This is a genomic window from Enterobacter sp. CGMCC 5087, assembly GCF_003144775.1.
Taxonomy (GTDB): Bacteria; Pseudomonadota; Gammaproteobacteria; order Enterobacterales; family Enterobacteriaceae; genus Enterobacter; species Enterobacter cloacae_M.
The window spans coordinates 10,348-26,100 of record NZ_QFXN01000310.1 but is presented as its reverse complement, the minus strand read 5'-3'; the positions used below and the strand labels follow the sequence as shown (position 1 = coordinate 26,100).

Below are 15,753 nucleotides of genomic sequence, written 5' to 3'. Positions count from 1 at the left end.
TTTTCTCTTCAACCGAACCGCTTGTTGTGTGAAGTGATTCACATCCGCCGTGTCGATGGAGGCGCATTATAGGGATCCCATTTTTTAGCACAAGTATTTTTTAGATCTTTTTTTCCGACTGCTGATTTTCCGCGCTTTTCGCTGAAATCCCGCCCGATCTGCTTAAATATTGACGTATTTTGCCTTGCCTCGATCCATTACTATGATCAAAGTCTTCTGTATAGCGCTCATTGTTAGAGGTAGATATGCCCGCAGTATTACGTCCTTATAAAGATCTCTTCCCCCAAAAAGGCGATCGCGTGATGATCGATGCCAGCAGCGTGGTGATCGGCGATGTCCGAATGGCCGATGACGTCAGCATCTGGCCGCTCGTCGCCATCAGGGGAGATGTTAACTATGTGTCGATTGGCGCCCGTACCAATATTCAGGACGGCAGCGTTCTGCATGTCACGCACAAATCCGCCTATAACCCGGACGGTAATCCCCTCATCATTGGAGAAGAGGTTACCGTCGGCCATAAAGTGATGCTTCACGGCTGCACTATCGGAAATCGCGTACTTGTTGGCATGGGGTCGATTTTGCTGGATGGCGTCATAGTAGAAGATGACGTAATGATTGGTGCTGGTAGCCTGGTCCCGCCGAACAAACGGCTGGAGAGTGGCTATCTCTACCTGGGAAGCCCGGTAAAACAGATCCGCCCCCTGAAGGAGGCAGAGATCGAAGGGTTAAAATACTCGGCGAGCAACTACGTTAAATGGAAGAATGACTATTTGGATCAGGACAACCAAACCCAGCCCTGATCGTCTTCCTGCTGTTCGCGGATTAAATCGCTGGCTTCCTCTTCCAGATCCCAGCGATTTTCGCAAAATACTGCTATCGGGTCTGAACCGCCAAAACGACGTAACAGCGTTTCCCCATGAATGGCACAGGTAAGTTGCATACCCTGCACCAGCACCGGAAAACAGACCGCTTGTTTACTCTCATCCCAGTTTTCTCTGTCCGGGAAATGAATAGCCTGGTTCACGCCGAAAGCTCCTGCTTTAACTTTTCAATGACAGGTTCGACCGCAGGCAACACGCCATGCCAGAGCAGCACCGCATGCGCAGCCTGACCCACCAGCATTCCTAACCCATCGGCTAACTGCTTCGCGCCGTGTTGTTCGCACCAGTTAAGGAAAGGCGTCTTCCCTTTCTGATAAAACATGTCATAGAAGTACATATGCGCGCTGACCAGAGAAGCGGGAATTGCCGGGATCTCGCCATTGATGCCGCTGGACGTGGCGTTGATGACAAGGTCGAACTCACGATCGGCAAGATCGTCAAGCGCTACCGCGCTCACGCTGCCGGTATGCGCAAATAACTCCGCCAGCGCTTCCGCTCGGGAAAAGGTTCTGTTGGTAATGGTCACCGCGCAGTCCAGTGAAAGCAGAGGCAACAGTACTCCCCGCGATGCGCCACCCGCACCAATCAGCAGGACCCGAAACCCGGGCTTAATAAACGACAGTCGTTCCAGGTCGCTAAGTAAACCAATCCCGTCGGTGTTGTCACCCAAAAGGCGCCCATCCTCAAGCCGTTTTAGGGTATTGACAGCACCAGCCAGTGAAGCGCGCTCGGTGAGCTCATCCGCTCGTTCGAAGGCTTCCTCTTTAAAAGGAACCGTCACATTCGCGCCTTTACCGCCCGCGGCGAAAAAAGCCTCCAGCGTTGGAATAAATCCATCCACCGGTGCCAGTACGCGACCATAGGGATGATTTATCTGCAGCTGCTTCGCAAATTGCTGATGGATCAACGGTGACTTGCTGTGTGCAATCGGATTACCAAAAACAGCATAGGTTTCCATGAGATTACCCCTGGCGAAAACGTTCGCCGGTCAAAGCATCGCGAATTTCAGACGGATTCAGGCGCCCTCCCGTTTCACCGACAGCGACTGGGAAGTCATTCCCGAACTGCGCCAGTACTTCTTCGGTTGTCCGGCAAGGTGGCAATCCGGTCAAGTTGGCGCTGGTTGAGACCAGCGGTTTACCAAATGCCAGACACAGCTCAACCACCAGCGGATGGTCAGTTACGCGAACGGCGAGGGAATCAAAACGTCCGGTTAACCAGCGAGGCGTTGTCGGCTGCGCCGGGAAAACGAAGGTCACCGGGCCAGGCCACGCGGAGAAGATAGTCTCGCGCTGCGCCGGCGTCAGCATGGAGTCATCGATATAGGGTTTAAGCTGCCCGTAATTCGCAGCGATCAAAATCAGCCCTTTCTCAACGGGTCTTTGTTTTAAGGCAAGCAGTCGGCTCACGGCCGTCTCGCTGTCAGGATCGCAACCGACTCCAAAAACAGCTTCAGTTGGATAGGCGATGACTTCTTCTTTTTTCAGCACGTCCACAGCATGCGCAATGGAGCCTGATGGCAGGTTATTATTCACTATTTTGATCCGCCGTAACCGGCTTTCCACATTGTTTACTGGCGCAGAAGCGTTTCATGCCTTGCGCGGTTTTCTTCTCTATAAGTAGCGGATAATTGCAATGAGGGCAGGTTCCCGCTACCGGTTTAAAATTGATAACGAACTGGCATTCAGGGTAGCGATCGCACGAATGGAAAGTCTTACCATAACGGGAGCGGCGCTGTACCAACTGACCGCGCTGACACTGTGGACACGCAATTGCCGTTTCATCAGGCTTATCAATTTGTTCCGTATGCTCACATTCCGGGTAGCGGCTACATCCAATAAACATGCCGAATCGCCCCTGCCGCAGGGCTAATTCACCACCGCAGAGGGGGCAATACTGACCCTCCAGAATTTTAACGATATGTCCATCCGCCTGGCTTTTCAGGGGACGGACATAATCACATTCCGGATAGTGTGAACAACCGAGAAACGGGCCGTGTTTCCCGGACCGAATAACAAGTTCAGCCCCGCACTGCGGGCAGGGCTCGTTTTTATGCACCGTGAATAGTGCTGATTTGGCCATAACAACTCTTGGTGCTGCACATTGAATTAGTGCAGCATACCTTCATTCACTTCAAAGAGTAATTCTTCCATTTGCTGATAGGCGTTTTCACAGCCCGGGATATTAAACAGAACCATCAGGATCACCCACTTGAGATCTTCCAGTTCAAATTCTGCTGTATCCAGCGCCATGACGCGCTCTATCACCATTTCTCTCGTTTCGAGGTTCAGCACCTGAATCTGCTCAAGGAATAAGATGAATCCCCGGCAGCTGGCGTCCAGCCTTTCACACTCTTCCGCTGTATAAATGCGTACTGACAATGGGTCAGAAGCAAGCTGCATCGGTTCGGCGAGGCCTTCCTGATAATCAGCCAGTTTTTCCAGCCACATCAACGCATTATAGATATCTTCCCGTTCAAACCCCGCATCGGTAAGATCCTGTGTCAATTTGTCCTGATCCACTCGCATTTCTGCTTCGTTATGGATGTAAGTCTCAAACAAATACATCAGTACGTCGAACATGGCATGCCCTCCTTAATCGGACATAGCCGCCGGGTACAGCTGCGATCCACCCTGCTAACTCCAGTTCGAGTAGCTGTGCTACCGTTACTGGCACAGGTTGGCCGGCACGTTCAGCGACAACGTCAACAGGTGTTACCTCATCTCCTACGTTAGCCAGGAGCTTGGGAAATGGCAATGCCACCTTTCCCTGATCTGATGAATATTGTCGCTTTTCGGGATCTTCCTGCAGCCATTGCAACCCATATTGCAAATTTTCAAGAATATCTCCTACTTCCGTTACCGGCGTTGCCCCTTGCTTAATCAGCCAGTGGGGTCCCTCGCATCCGGGATTACCTATCGGACCAGGCAAGGCGAAGACTTCTCTCCCCTGTTCGAGCGCGCATCGCGCCGTGACCAGCGAACCGCTTCGGCGCGCCGCTTCAACTACCAGCACGCCTTTGCTAAGCCCGCTGATAATCCGATTGCGACGCGGAAAGTTTGCCGGCCTGGGCTGTGCGTAAAGCGGAAACTCAGAAACTATAGCGCCGTCAGATTCGATAAGCCGCATCGCCAACGCCTGATGCCGGCGTGGATAAATGCTAAAAAGACCGTTCCCCAGCACCGCTACGCTTCGTCCCTTAACTGACAGCGCCGCGCTGTGGGCTACGCCGTCAATACCGCAGGCCAGCCCGCTGGTGATAGTGAAACCGCTTTGTGACAGTTGTTCGCACAGGATTTTCCCCCATCGCTCGCCGTACCATGACGGCGCACGACTCCCTACTACCGCCAACTGAACGGTATTAAGCGCCTCAGGTTTACCTTTTATGAATAACGCCCCGGGATAATCAGGAATCGTGCTGAGCAAAGGAGGATAAAGGGGATGGTTGGCCGTTAATAAATGATGTCCCGGCTGCTCAAGCCATATCAGGCTACGTTCCAGTTCGCTCTCATCGAGTGCAAAGAAGCGTTCAGCCTGCTTTGCTGTCAGTCCGGCCTCTCTGACCACGAGCGCGTTGAGGTGTTCCTGCTTCTGCAGTCGCGCAGCCGCTTCCAGCATTACATCACCACACAGAGACCCAGTGTGTATTAGCCGTAGCCATATCTCGGTAGACGTCATCCTTTCCCCTGCCATAAGCGGCCTCCGCAATCATTGCGATTGGTCACTGATGCTGTCAATCGATGGGGGATTTGTCTAGAATAGAGAGAGTATTCTTATCAACTCCTGAACACGACTCTGGAAATTTATGGCAGTTTTGCAAGTGTTACATATTCCGGACGAGCGCCTTCGCATCGTCGCTGAACCGGTCAAAGAAGTGAATGCAGAAATCCAGCGTATCGTTGATGATATGTTCGATACCATGTACGCCGAAGAAGGCATTGGCCTGGCGGCGACCCAGGTGGACATTCATAAGCGTATTATCGTGATTGATGTTTCCGAAAATCGCGATGAGCGTCTGGTGCTGATCAACCCTGAGCTACTCGAAAAGAGTGGCGAAACCGGTATTGAGGAAGGCTGTCTGTCCATTCCTGAACAGCGCGCTTTAGTACCGCGTGCCGAAAAGGTGAAAATTCGCGCTCTGGATCGTGACGGTAACCCGTTCGAAGTGGAAGCAGACGACCTGCTGGCAATTTGTATTCAGCATGAGATGGATCACCTGGTCGGTAAACTGTTTATCGATTATCTCTCGCCGCTGAAACAGCAGCGTATTCGTCAAAAAGTAGAGAAACTGGATCGTTTGCGTTCTCGCGCATAACGTCCCCCCGGATACAAGGATCATCGTGTCTAAAACACTACGTATTATCTTCGCGGGAACCCCTGATTTTGCAGCGCGTCATCTTGACGCGCTGTTATCGTCTGGTCACCAGGTTGTTGGCGTCTTTACCCAGCCGGACCGTCCTGCTGGTCGCGGCAAAAAACTGATGCCGAGCCCTGTAAAGGTGCTGGCAGAAGAGCATGGGCTACCCGTTTTCCAGCCAGCATCGTTGCGCCCACAGGAAAATCAGCAGCTGGTTGCTGATCTGAATGCCGACGTAATGGTGGTGGTGGCTTACGGTTTAATTTTGCCAAAAGCTGTGCTTGATATGCCACGCCTGGGTTGCATCAACGTGCATGGGTCTCTGCTTCCGCGCTGGCGTGGTGCTGCACCTATCCAGCGCTCGCTCTGGGCAGGTGATGCCGAAACGGGCGTTACCATCATGAAGATGGACGTAGGTTTAGACACCGGCGATATGCTGTATAAACTGGCGTGCCCCATAACGTCAGACGATACCAGCGCTACGCTGTATGACAAACTGGCAGACCTTGGTCCACAAGGGCTTATCGAGACGCTCCAGCAGCTTGCTGACAATACGGCGAAACCGGAAGTTCAGGATGACGCGCTGGTGACTTATGCCGAAAAACTGAGCAAAGAAGAAGCGCGGATCGACTGGTCCCTTTCGGCCGCTCAACTTGAACGCTGCATTCGCGCTTTTAATCCGTGGCCAATGAGCTGGATGGAGATTGATGAGCAGCCGGTGAAAGTCTGGAAAGCCTCCGTCATTAGCGGTACTACCACGGCAGAACCCGGTACGATTGTTGACGCTAACAAAAACGGCATCCAGGTGGCGACTGCGCAAGGGATTTTGAACCTTGAATCGCTCCAACCGGCCGGTAAGAAAGCCATGAGCGCTCAGGATCTGTTAAATTCCCGCCGCGAATGGTTTATCCCGGGCAATCGCCTTGCCTGAGCAAATTTATCCTTAAGGCCCGGTGTTTCCGGGCATTTTTATTTTTACGGTTATGAAAAAACAAAATTTACGCAGTATGGCGGCTCAGGCCATTGAGCAGGTTATCGAGCAGGGGCAGTCATTAAGTAACGTCCTGCCCCCTCTGCAACAAAAAGTCTCTGATAAAGATAAAGCCCTACTTCAGGAGCTCTGCTTTGGCGTCCTGCGCACGCTCTCTCAGCTTGAGTGGCTCATTAATAAGCTGATGTCACGCCCAATGACAGGCAAGCAGCGCACCGTACACTATTTGATTATGGTGGGTTTTTATCAGCTTCTTCATACCCGCATCCCACCTCACGCCGCGCTGGCAGAGACGGTGGAAGGTGCCGTTGCGATTAAACGTCCTCAGCTGAAAGGCCTGATCAACGGCGTATTGCGTCAGTTCCAGAGACAGCAGGAAGAGCTTCTGGCTGAATTTGCCCAAAGCGAAGCACGTTTCCTGCACCCGGACTGGCTGTTGAAGCGCCTGAAAAAAGCCTATCCACAGCAGTGGCAGGAGATTGTCGATGCCAACAATCAGCGTCCGCCAATGTGGTTACGCGTGAATCGGAATCACCACACCCGAGACGCATGGCTGGCATTGCTTGAAGAAGCTGGAATGAGTGGATTCCCGCATCAAGCCTATCCGGATGCTGTACGTCTGGCCTCACCGGCACCGGTACATGCATTACCCGGTTTTGATGAGGGCTGGGTTACCGTACAGGATGCCTCGGCGCAGGGTTGCATGACCTGGCTTGAACCCAAAAATGGTGAGCAGATCCTCGATCTTTGCGCCGCACCTGGGGGCAAAACGACGCATATTCTGGAAGTGGCTCCGCAGGCCAGCGTGATGGCAGTGGACGTCGATGAACAGCGTCTCTCACGCGTCTACGACAACCTTAAGCGTCTGGGCATGAAGGCTCAGGTTAAGCAGGGCGATGGACGCAAACCCGCAGAATGGTGTGGTGAAACGCAATTCGATCGCATTTTGCTGGATGCCCCCTGCTCTGCAACCGGTGTTATTCGTCGTCATCCGGACATCAAGTGGCTACGCCGCGATCGTGATATTCAGGAACTTGCCCAACTGCAATCCGACATTCTCGACGCCATTTGGCCGCATCTTAAATCTGGCGGAACGCTGGTCTATGCGACCTGCTCCGTACTGCCGGAAGAAAACAGCCAGCAAATCGCGGCCTTCCTTAAACGTACGCCGGACGCCGCGCTGCGCGATACGGGAACGCCTGAATCCCCGGGTCTGCAGAACCTGCCGGGTGCTGAAGAGGGCGATGGCTTCTTTTACGCTAAGCTAATCAAAGAGTGATGTTGAGAACAGGTCACGAGATATGAAGATTATCATTCTGGGTGCAGGACAGGTGGGCGGAACGCTGGCGGAAAACCTGGTTGGCGAAAACAACGACATCACCATTGTTGATACCAACGGCGATCGTCTGCGTGTATTACAGGACAAGTTTGACCTGCGCGTGGTGCAGGGTCATGGTTCGCACCCACGTGTTCTTCGTGAGGCGGGCGCCGACGATGCCGACATGCTGGTTGCGGTAACCAGTTCTGACGAAACCAATATGGTGGCCTGTCAGGTAGCATACTCGCTTTTCAACACGCCAAACCGAATTGCGCGTATTCGCTCTCCGGACTATGTTCGCGATGCTGAAAAACTGTTTAATTCGGAAGCGGTCCCCATTGACCACCTCATCGCGCCAGAACAGCTGGTTATCGACAATATCTATCGCCTGATCGAATATCCGGGTGCCCTGCAGGTGGTGAACTTTGCCGAGGGCAAAGTGAGCCTGGCAGTGGTTAAGGCCTATTATGGCGGACCATTGATCGGCAATGCGCTTTCCACCATGCGCGAGCACATGCCGCATATCGATACGCGCGTTGCAGCGATTTTCCGTCATGACAGGCCAATTCGCCCGCAAGGCTCCACGATTGTCGAAGCTGGTGATGAGGTCTTCTTTATTGCGGCCTCACAGCATATTCGTGCGGTGATGAGTGAACTTCAGCGTCTCGAAAAACCCTATAAACGCATTATGTTGGTCGGCGGCGGCAATATTGGTGCCGGTCTGGCACATCGGCTGGAAAAAGATTACAGCGTGAAGTTGATCGAGCGCGATCAACAGCGTGCTGCTGAACTGGCGGAAAAACTGCAAAATACGATTGTATTTTATGGTGATGCGTCTGATCAGGAGTTGCTGGCTGAAGAGCATATTGATCAAGTTGATCTCTTTATTGCCGTCACCAACGACGACGAGGCGAATATAATGTCCGCCATGCTCGCGAAGCGCATGGGGGCTAAAAAAGTAATGGTGCTTATCCAGCGTAAGGCGTATGTCGATCTGGTTCAGGGCAGCGTTATTGATATTGCCATTTCCCCTCAGCAGGCGACAATTTCCGCTCTCCTGAGCCATGTTCGTAAAGCGGATATTGTCGGTGTGTCATCGCTCCGCCGTGGCGTAGCGGAAGCCATTGAAGCCGTTGCTCATGGAGATGAAACGACGTCACGCGTCGTCGGCCGTTCGATCGACGAAATTAAACTGCCGCCAGGCACGATTATCGGCGCCGTTGTGCGCGGAAATGATGTCATGATTGCCAATGATAATTTACGAATTGAGCAAGGCGATCACGTTATTATGTTCCTTACCGATAAAAAGTTTATTACCGACGTCGAACGTTTATTCCAGCCAAGTCCATTCTTCCTTTAATGTGTCGGGTGCTCTCAATGGGGTACCCGCTCTTTATCCTTCTCATTTCTGTGCCTTTTATTTTGCATAACGTTTAATTATCACGAATGGCAATTAGCTAATCATTTGTTAAACTTATAGTCGTCAGCTGGCACAAGGAGAACAAAATGAGTTTTATTAAAGAATTTCGCGAATTTGCGATGCGCGGAAACGTGGTGGATTTGGCAGTGGGTGTCATTATTGGTGCAGCATTCGGCAAGATTGTTTCATCATTAGTGGCCGACATTATCATGCCACCTTTAGGGTTGCTAATCGGGGGCATTGATTTCAAACAGTTCGCTTTCACGCTGCGTGAAGCGCAGGGTGATGTTCCGGCAGTAGTAATGCACTACGGTGTATTTATTCAGAACGTATTTGATTTTGTGATTGTCGCATTTGCCATATTTATGGCTATCAAGCTAATCAACAGGCTCAACCGTAAAAAAGAAGAGCCGGCTGCAGCACCTGCGCCAACGAAAGAAGAAGTGCTGTTAAGTGAGATCCGTGATCTGTTAAAAGAGCAGAATAACCGCGTCTAATCAATAAATAAAAGCAGGAAGGCCAGTGGTAAATAAGCGATTCGCTTGCTTGCCACTGGCCTCCCAGTTACCCCGTTTTGCATGCTTGTCTTTACGCAGATAACTTCCTTTCCCTTTTTTATTCTTCTCAACGCGCTGTCTGAATAGCGGGTCGTGAAGTAGTGCCTCAATGGCATTGTCTTTAATCTGTCCTTTCGTGTGCTGATAGCGGCTCATAAATTCTCCTGAGCATGATTTAGTCGACGGAAGTCTAAACCCGGTTGCACTAAAAATCAACAGCGCTGCGTTTCTCCACTCGCTCCCTGTTCAAGGGCTTCGAGGATTGAACAATAAATGCTGCTGTGTGCCGTACCGCAGCAGGCATCATTCAACCTTTGCAGAGAGCGCTGCATGGTTTGCAGTTCCTGTATACGCGCTTCGACTTCATCCAGCCGGGCCTGCACGATGCTTTTAGATTCCTGGCAGGTGTGATGTTCCGGATCGATGCGGATCGATAATAACTCGCGGATCGAATCCAGCGTGAAACCGAGCTGACGTGCATAACGAATAAACCGCAGGCGCTGCAGATCGTTATCGTTATAAAGGCGAAAGCCTCCTTCAGTACGTACTTCATGATCGATCATCTGCTGCTTTTCGTAATATCGGATGGTATCCGGCGTAACGTTCGCAAGCTTCGCAAGTTCACCGATGCGGTACATAACTACTCCTCGCTTATTTTCTGCATCAATCTTTCACCGTATTCACCGTGAAGAAAATTAGTGTTCATCCCAGCCTGGCGTAGCTTGAGTTCAAGCAGGGCGAGACGGCGGCTAAGTTCAGAATGTCGTGGATCGTCATGGCGGATCTCTTTGAGAAGATCGGCCAGTTCAACAGCTTCTCTGCGCTGTTCGAGCTCCGGGGGGAGACAGCCCGCATTTTTCAGCAAACGGTATCCAGCCCGTAGTTCAGGCGCAATATGCGAGTCATCGTCAAGCATAAGGGGTTCGCCGCGTCCCGGAAGATTGTCGAATTCACCTTTTTTTTGGGCATCGCGAATATGGCGTTCTGCCCACTGGTCGAGCAACCACATTACCAGCTCCTGGGATTGAACAGAATTGATACAGACATTTTAGAGAAGTGGTGGTATCGCGGATATAAAAAAACCCGCCGGAGCGGGTTTTTTTACGTTACTGCAGATTACTCTGCAGCAGCTTCTGCTTTCTCTGAACGATCAACCAGCTCGATGTAAGCCATCGGCGCGTTGTCGCCTGCACGGAAACCACACTTCAGAATGCGAGTGTAACCACCGGCACGGCTCGCGAAACGCGGGCCCAGTTCGTTAAACAGTTTTGCCACGATCTCGTTATCACGAGTACGGGCGAATGCCAGACGACGATTAGCAACGCTGTCAGTCTTGGCAAGAGTAATCAGCGGCTCAACTACGCGACGCAGCTCTTTCGCTTTAGGCAGGGTCGTCTTGATGATTTCATGACGAACCAGTGAACCTGCCATGTTGCGGAACATAGCCTGGCGATGGCTGCTGTTGCGGTTCAGTTGACGACCACTCTTACGATGGCGCATGACCTTATCCTTCTCAGTAAAACCTTAACCTGTGATCCGGTTACTCGTCAGCAATGCTTGCCGGTGGCCAGTTTTCCAGGCGCATGCCCAGAGACAGACCACGTGAAGCCAGCACGTCTTTAATCTCAGTAAGAGATTTTTTACCCAGGTTCGGCGTTTTCAGCAACTCAACCTCGGTACGCTGTACCAGATCACCGATATAGTGGATAGCTTCTGCCTTGAGGCAGTTAGCAGAGCGGACAGTCAACTCGAGATCGTCAACAGGGCGCAGCAGGATCGGATCGAATTCTGGTTTCTCTTCTTTCACTTCCGGCTGACGTACATCACGTAAGTCAACGAAAGCTTCCAGTTGTTCTGCCAGGATGGTTGCCGCACGACGAATCGCCTCTTCAGGATCGATTGTGCCGTTGGTTTCCATTTCGATGACCAGCTTGTCCAGGTCGGTACGCTGTTCTACACGCGCTGCTTCAACATTGTAGGCAATACGCTCTACAGGGCTATAGCATGCGTCGACCAGCAGACGGCCGATTGGGCGCTCATCTTCTTCCGAATGAATTCGGGCAGAAGCCGGCACATAACCACGACCGCGCTGAACTTTGATACGCATGCTAATAGCTGCGTTCTCATCGGTCAGGTGGCAGATCACGTGCTGCGGCTTGACGATTTCAACATCACCGTCATGGGTGATGTCGGCTGCAGTCACAGGGCCAATGCCAGATTTATTCAGAGTAAGAATAACTTCATCTTTACCCTGAACTCTCACCGCCAGCCCTTTCAGGTTGAGCAGGATTTCAAGGATATCTTCCTGAACGCCTTCTTTGGTGCTGTACTCATGAAGTACACCATCAATCTCAACCTCGGTCACCGCGCAACCCGGCATCGATGAGAGCAGAATACGGCGCAGTGCGTTACCCAGAGTATGGCCAAAGCCACGCTCTAAAGGCTCAAGGGTCACCTTGGCGTGCGTCGAACTCACTTGCTCGATATCTACCAGGCGCGGTTTTAGAAACTCTGTCACAGAACCCTGCATTGTGTCCTCTCTTTGGTACTAAGCTTTACTTGGAGTAAAGCTCGACGATCAGGTGTTCGTTAATGTCCGCAGACAGATCAGAACGTTCTGGCTGACGCTTGAACGTACCTTCCATCTTGCCAGCATCAACTTCCAGCCAGGTTGGCTTTTCACGCTGCTCAGCCAGCTCCAGAGCGGCCTTCACGCGAGATTGCTTTTTCGCTTTCTCACGAATGCTAACAACGTCATTCGCTTTAACCTGATAAGAAGCGATGTTAACAACACGACCGTTTACCATGATTGCTTTGTGGCTAACCAGCTGACGTGATTCAGCACGAGTAGCGCCGAAGCCCATACGGTATACAACGTTGTCCAGACGACCTTCCAGCAGAGCCAGCAGGTTTTCACCTGTGTTGCCTTTCAGACGTGCTGCTTCTTTATAGTAGTTACGGAACTGACGCTCCAGCACACCGTACATACGGCGAACTTTTTGCTTTTCACGCAACTGCACACCATAGTCAGACAGACGCGGTTTACGCGCACCGTGCTGGCCAGGAGCTTGTTCAATTTTACACTTGGTATCGATCGCGCGAACGCCAGACTTAAGGAATAAGTCGGTGCCCTCACGACGGCTCAGCTTGAGCTTAGGACCCAAATATCTTGCCATTTTCTATCTCCAACTAACCTAAAAAACGGAGCGTTATACGCGACGTTTTTTCGGCGGACGACAACCGTTATGAGGGATCGGAGTCACATCAGTAATATTAGTGATGCGGAAACCAGCGGCGTTCAGAGCGCGAACAGTAGATTCACGACCCGGACCCGGACCTTTAACCATAACTTCCAGATTCTTGATGCCGTATTCTTTTACGGCTTCTGCGCAACGCTCTGCTGCAACCTGAGCTGCGAACGGAGTGGATTTGCGAGAACCACGGAAACCGGAACCACCGGCTGTTGCCCAACCCAATGCGTTACCCTGACGATCAGTAATAGTAACGATGGTGTTGTTGAAAGAAGCATGGATATGAGCCACGCCGTCAGAGACTTGTTTTCTTACACGTTTACGTGCACGAACTGGTGCCTTTGCCATTATTCAATCACCCCGATTATTTCTTGATCGGTTTGCGCGGACCCTTACGGGTACGTGCGTTGGTCTTAGTACGCTGACCGCGCACTGGCAGACCACGACGATGACGCAAACCGCGATAGCAACCAAGATCCATCAGGCGCTTGATGCTCATGCTGATTTCACGGCGCAGATCACCTTCAACGACAAATTTGGCAACTTCGTCACGCAGCGTGTCGATTTGTTCTTCAGACAGCTCACTGATCTTAACATCTTCAGCGATACCCGCTGCAGCCAGAATGGCTTTAGAACGGGTCTTGCCGATGCCGTAGATCGAAGTTAATGCGATCACAGCATGTTTCTGATCAGGAATGTTAATGCCTGCTATACGGGCCACTATGCACTCCTACTATTTAATATGTACGCACCATGCTGAAAAGCCCGTTTTCAGGATACTCAAATGGAAACGTACAGACATACAAAAGATTGGCTGGCTAATCTAGCCAGCTCAACCCAACTTTGCAAGAAAAATATGCGAAATAATCAGCCTTGGCGCTGTTTATGCTTCGGCTCGGCACTGCAAATCACACGGATGACACCATCACGCTTAACGATTTTGCAGTTACGGCATAATTTCTTGACGGAAGCACGAACTTTCATTTTTACTCTCCGTAACTTCTCAGGCGACCAATTAGCGGCCGTAGCCTTTCAGGTTCGCCTTCTTCAATGCAGACTCATACTGACTGGACATCATCAGAGTTTGCACTTGAGCCATAAAGTCCATAATCACGACAACAACGATAAGCAGTGAGGTCCCACCGAAGTAGAACGGTACTTTCATTGCATCACGCATGAACTCCGGGATCAGGCAGATAAAAGTAATATAGAGCGCACCAACCAAAGTCAGGCGGGTCATTACTTTATCGATATACTTCGCCGTTTGCTCTCCCGGACGAATTCCTGGTACAAATGCACCGGACTTCTTCAGGTTATCTGCTGTTTCACGCGGGTTGAAGACCAACGCCGTGTAGAAGAAACAGAAGAAGATGATCGCAGACGCATAGAGTAACACATAAAGTGGTTGCCCAGGCTGCAAATACAGCGAAATTGTTGTCAGCCAGTTCCAACCAGTACCGCCCCCGAACCATGACGCGATGGTTGCCGGGAACAGAATAATACTGGAAGCGAAGATAGCCGGGATAACCCCCGCCATGTTCACTTTCAGCGGTAAATGTGTGCTCTGTGCAGCATAGACACGACGACCTTGCTGACGCTTAGCGTAGTTCACCACAATGCGGCGTTGACCACGTTCAACGAAGACAACAAAGAACGTCACTGCAAATACTAATACTGCAACCAACAGCAACAGGAGGAAGTGCAGGTCGCCTTGACGCGCTTGCTCGATAGTATGGGCGATGGCTGGCGGGAGGCCCGCAACAATACCGGCGAAGATAATGATAGAGATACCGTTACCGATACCACGCTCAGTAATCTGTTCGCCGAGCCACATCAGGAACATTGTCCCTGTGACCAGACTTACAACAGCGGTGAAATAGAATGCAAAGCCCGGGTTTAACACCAGGCCCTGCATACCAGGCATATTCGGCAGACCGGTAGCAATACCGATCGACTGGAATATTGCCAGCACCAGAGTACCGTAACGGGTGTACTGACTAATCTTACGACGTCCAGACTCCCCTTCTTTCTTCAACTCTGCCAGAGCCGGATGAACGACCGTCAGCAGCTGGATAATAATTGATGCCGAAATGTACGGCATAATACCCAATGCAAAGATAGAAGCACGGCTGAGAGCACCACCAGAGAACATGTTGAACATTTCAATGATGGTGCCTCGCTGTTGCTCAAGCAGTTTGGCAAGTACAGCGGCATCGATACCAGGGATCGGAATAAAAGAGCCAATACGGAACACAATCAGCGCGCCGATAACAAACAGCAGTCTGCGTTTCAGCTCGCCAAATCCACCTTTGGCACTTTGAAAATCTAATCCCGGTTGCTTAGCCATCTGCTACTTATTCCTCAATTTTACCGCCAGCAGCTTCGATAGCAGCACGAGCACCTTTAGTAACACGCAGGCCACGAACAGTTACCGGAGTAGAAACTTCACCAGCCAGGATCACTTTCGCGAACTCGATCTGGATACCGATAATGTTTGCTGCTTTCAGCGTGTTCAGGTCTACAACGCCGCCTTCAACTTTCGCCAGGTCAGACAGACGGATTTCCGCTGTGATCGCTGCTTTGCGAGAGGTGAAGCCGAACTTCGGCAGACGACGGTACAGTGGCATCTGGCCACCCTCGAAACCGCGACGCACGCCACCGCCAGAACGAGAGTTCTGACCTTTGTGACCACGACCACCGGTTTTGCCGAGGCCAGAACCGATACCACGACCCAGGCGTTTACCCGCCTTTTTAGAGCCTTCGGCCGGAGACAGAGTATTTAAACGCATCTCTTACTCCTCAACTTTAACCATGAAGTAAACCGCGTTGACCATACCACGAACAGCAGGAGTATCCTCGCGCTCAACGGTATGACCAATACGACGCAGACCCAGGCCAAGCAGCGTTGCCTTGTGTTTCGGCAGACGACCGATTGCACTGCGGGTTTGAGTGATTTTAATAGTCTTTGCCATGGTCAA

The 15,753-nt window shown here is 51.4% G+C and carries 24 protein-coding genes; 6 read left to right on the top strand and 18 right to left on the bottom strand.

All coding sequences use genetic code 11. The features are described 5' to 3' along the window. Positions 1-245 precede the first annotated feature (245 nt). Positions 246-800 carry a gamma carbonic anhydrase family protein gene (locus DEO48_RS25550; protein WP_109846653.1) on the top strand — a complete coding sequence of 185 codons (555 nt, stop codon included), beginning with the start codon at positions 246-248 and terminating at the stop codon, positions 798-800. On the opposite strand, the gene DEO48_RS25545 is transcribed toward DEO48_RS25550, so the two are convergent. From DEO48_RS25545 to dprA, 6 genes are read right to left on the bottom strand one after another with little or no spacing between them, the layout of a single operon-like run. Continuing rightward, complete coding sequence (locus tag DEO48_RS25545; protein ID WP_048976997.1) at positions 776-1,024, bottom strand: DUF1488 domain-containing protein; 249 nt, start codon at positions 1,022-1,024, stop codon at positions 776-778. The genes DEO48_RS25550 and DEO48_RS25545 overlap by 25 nt on opposite strands. After that, positions 1,021-1,839 (bottom strand): shikimate dehydrogenase, encoded by an 819-nt coding sequence (gene aroE / locus DEO48_RS25540; RefSeq protein ID WP_109846652.1) that lies wholly within the window; start codon positions 1,837-1,839, stop codon positions 1,021-1,023. Before aroE ends, DEO48_RS25545 begins: the two co-directional genes overlap by 4 nt. Before the next feature lie 4 nt (positions 1,840-1,843). After that, the gene (tsaC, locus tag DEO48_RS25535; protein ID WP_109846651.1) at positions 1,844-2,416 is read right to left on the bottom strand and encodes an L-threonylcarbamoyladenylate synthase type 1 TsaC; all 573 of its coding nucleotides are present in this window, start codon (positions 2,414-2,416) and stop codon (positions 1,844-1,846) included. Further along, positions 2,409-2,963 carry a type I DNA topoisomerase gene (locus DEO48_RS25530; RefSeq protein ID WP_023309445.1) on the bottom strand — a complete coding sequence of 185 codons (555 nt, stop codon included), beginning with the start codon at positions 2,961-2,963 and terminating at the stop codon, positions 2,409-2,411. Before DEO48_RS25530 ends, tsaC begins: the two co-directional genes overlap by 8 nt. Before the next feature lie 26 nt (positions 2,964-2,989). Next, on the bottom strand, positions 2,990-3,463 hold the full coding sequence (smg, locus tag DEO48_RS25525; RefSeq protein WP_008503477.1) for a DUF494 family protein Smg: 474 nt from the start codon (positions 3,461-3,463) through the stop codon (positions 2,990-2,992). Then, positions 3,435-4,559 (bottom strand): DNA-protecting protein DprA, encoded by a 1,125-nt coding sequence (gene dprA / locus DEO48_RS25520; protein WP_109846656.1) that lies wholly within the window; start codon positions 4,557-4,559, stop codon positions 3,435-3,437. The genes smg and dprA overlap by 29 nt, the downstream gene beginning before the upstream one ends. A gap of 127 nt (positions 4,560-4,686) precedes the next feature. Here dprA and def point away from each other — a divergent pair, with 127 nt between their 5' ends. The 5 genes from def (at position 4,687) to mscL (ending at position 9,464) form a co-directional block, all read left to right on the top strand. After that, positions 4,687-5,196, top strand: a complete 510-nt coding sequence (gene def / locus DEO48_RS25515) for a peptide deformylase (RefSeq protein WP_109846650.1) — start codon at positions 4,687-4,689, stop codon at positions 5,194-5,196. 25 nt (positions 5,197-5,221) lie between these two features. After that, entirely contained in the window at positions 5,222-6,169 is a 948-nt protein-coding gene (gene fmt, locus DEO48_RS25510; RefSeq protein WP_023333663.1) for a methionyl-tRNA formyltransferase, read from the top strand. A 52-nt stretch (positions 6,170-6,221) separates the two neighbouring features. Further along, positions 6,222-7,508 (top strand): 16S rRNA (cytosine(967)-C(5))-methyltransferase RsmB, encoded by a 1,287-nt coding sequence (gene rsmB / locus DEO48_RS25505; RefSeq protein ID WP_109846655.1) that lies wholly within the window; start codon positions 6,222-6,224, stop codon positions 7,506-7,508. 22 nt (positions 7,509-7,530) lie between these two features. After that, positions 7,531-8,907: a Trk system potassium transporter TrkA gene (trkA, locus tag DEO48_RS25500; RefSeq protein ID WP_008503482.1), complete on the top strand. Its 1,377-nt coding sequence runs from the start codon at positions 7,531-7,533 to the stop codon at positions 8,905-8,907. A gap of 146 nt (positions 8,908-9,053) precedes the next feature. Further along, on the top strand, positions 9,054-9,464 hold the full coding sequence (gene mscL, locus DEO48_RS25495; protein WP_023309449.1) for a large-conductance mechanosensitive channel protein MscL: 411 nt from the start codon (positions 9,054-9,056) through the stop codon (positions 9,462-9,464). Here mscL and DEO48_RS25490 read toward each other — a convergent pair whose 3' ends face one another. The 12 genes from DEO48_RS25490 to rpmD form a co-directional block, all read right to left on the bottom strand. Continuing rightward, a complete protein-coding gene (locus DEO48_RS25490) occupies positions 9,465-9,680 on the bottom strand; it encodes an alternative ribosome-rescue factor A (RefSeq protein ID WP_109846649.1) in 216 nt (71 codons plus the stop codon). It lies immediately after the preceding gene. Positions 9,681-9,736: 56 nt separating this feature from the next. Continuing rightward, positions 9,737-10,162 (bottom strand): Zn(2+)-responsive transcriptional regulator, encoded by a 426-nt coding sequence (gene zntR / locus DEO48_RS25485; protein WP_109846648.1) that lies wholly within the window; start codon positions 10,160-10,162, stop codon positions 9,737-9,739. Between the two features lie 2 nt (positions 10,163-10,164). Further along, positions 10,165-10,533 (bottom strand): DUF1992 domain-containing protein, encoded by a 369-nt coding sequence (locus tag DEO48_RS25480; RefSeq protein WP_109846647.1) that lies wholly within the window; start codon positions 10,531-10,533, stop codon positions 10,165-10,167. 107 nt (positions 10,534-10,640) lie between these two features. Beyond that, positions 10,641-11,024 (bottom strand): 50S ribosomal protein L17, encoded by a 384-nt coding sequence (rplQ, locus tag DEO48_RS25475; RefSeq protein WP_001216368.1) that lies wholly within the window; start codon positions 11,022-11,024, stop codon positions 10,641-10,643. Between the two features lie 40 nt (positions 11,025-11,064). Then, positions 11,065-12,054, bottom strand: coding sequence for a DNA-directed RNA polymerase subunit alpha (locus DEO48_RS25470; protein ID WP_002919219.1), 990 nt, complete (start codon positions 12,052-12,054; stop codon positions 11,065-11,067). A 25-nt stretch (positions 12,055-12,079) separates the two neighbouring features. After that, entirely contained in the window at positions 12,080-12,700 is a 621-nt protein-coding gene (gene rpsD, locus DEO48_RS25465) for a 30S ribosomal protein S4 (protein ID WP_004868345.1), read from the bottom strand. Between the two features lie 33 nt (positions 12,701-12,733). Then, positions 12,734-13,123 (bottom strand): 30S ribosomal protein S11, encoded by a 390-nt coding sequence (gene rpsK, locus DEO48_RS25460; RefSeq protein ID WP_003863312.1) that lies wholly within the window; start codon positions 13,121-13,123, stop codon positions 12,734-12,736. 16 nt (positions 13,124-13,139) lie between these two features. Beyond that, complete coding sequence (gene rpsM / locus DEO48_RS25455; protein ID WP_008503488.1) at positions 13,140-13,496, bottom strand: 30S ribosomal protein S13; 357 nt, start codon at positions 13,494-13,496, stop codon at positions 13,140-13,142. A 146-nt stretch (positions 13,497-13,642) separates the two neighbouring features. Next, positions 13,643-13,759, bottom strand: a complete 117-nt coding sequence (gene rpmJ, locus DEO48_RS25450) for a 50S ribosomal protein L36 (protein ID WP_000868187.1) — start codon at positions 13,757-13,759, stop codon at positions 13,643-13,645. Between the two features lie 31 nt (positions 13,760-13,790). After that, positions 13,791-15,122, bottom strand: coding sequence for a preprotein translocase subunit SecY (gene secY, locus DEO48_RS25445; RefSeq protein ID WP_003863305.1), 1,332 nt, complete (start codon positions 15,120-15,122; stop codon positions 13,791-13,793). A gap of 7 nt (positions 15,123-15,129) precedes the next feature. Next, the gene (gene rplO / locus DEO48_RS25440; RefSeq protein WP_003863304.1) at positions 15,130-15,564 is read right to left on the bottom strand and encodes a 50S ribosomal protein L15; all 435 of its coding nucleotides are present in this window, start codon (positions 15,562-15,564) and stop codon (positions 15,130-15,132) included. Positions 15,565-15,567: 3 nt separating this feature from the next. Further along, a complete protein-coding gene (gene rpmD / locus DEO48_RS25435) occupies positions 15,568-15,747 on the bottom strand; it encodes a 50S ribosomal protein L30 (RefSeq protein WP_003863301.1) in 180 nt (59 codons plus the stop codon). Between the last annotated feature and the right edge of the window lie 6 nt (positions 15,748-15,753).